The sequence below is a fragment of the Halorubrum sp. Atlit-26R genome (assembly GCF_003666015.1).
Taxonomy (GTDB): Archaea; Halobacteriota; Halobacteria; order Halobacteriales; family Haloferacaceae; genus Halorubrum.
Window position 1 is genome coordinate 1 of sequence record NZ_QPLT01000493.1, and the last position, 458, is coordinate 458.

Below are 458 nucleotides of genomic sequence, written 5' to 3' on the forward strand. Positions count from 1 at the left end.
GAACGAGATGATGGCCGCAGTGATGAATACGACTGCGGGCAGCATTGGGGCCGTGATAATGCCCTGCGAGATGCTGACGACGTAGTCACCGACGCCGAGCGCTTCGCTGACAGAGCCGATAGTCCACGCCAGCGAGAGCACGGCGACGGGGAATATGACCATCTTGAAGCCCTCGAAGATGGAGTCGCTCACGTCTTCGAGTTCGACGCGGGCGTGGCCCACGAGAATCGCAAGGAGTAGCGCGCACGCCGAGAACACGCCCCAGAGAATTGCGTCTGCGGTAGCCGCACCTTTCAGCGCTTCGACGGGAGCCTTCGACGGCCACCCACCGGAGTAAAGCAGGCCGAAGCCGGTGACGGCGACGAGGGAAACGATGGGCGCGGCGAAGTACCACCAGCGCGCATCGACGTGGTCGGGCGTGACAATGTCTTCTTCGCGCGTCTCGATGAGGGGGTCGG

The 458-nt window shown here is 63.3% G+C and carries 1 protein-coding gene; it reads right to left on the reverse strand.

Annotation, left to right across the window (positions count from 1 at the left end):
- A partial coding sequence (locus tag DVK07_RS21615; RefSeq protein WP_233565650.1) for a Na+/H+ antiporter NhaC family protein occupies positions 1–458 on the reverse strand: 458 nt, incomplete at both ends.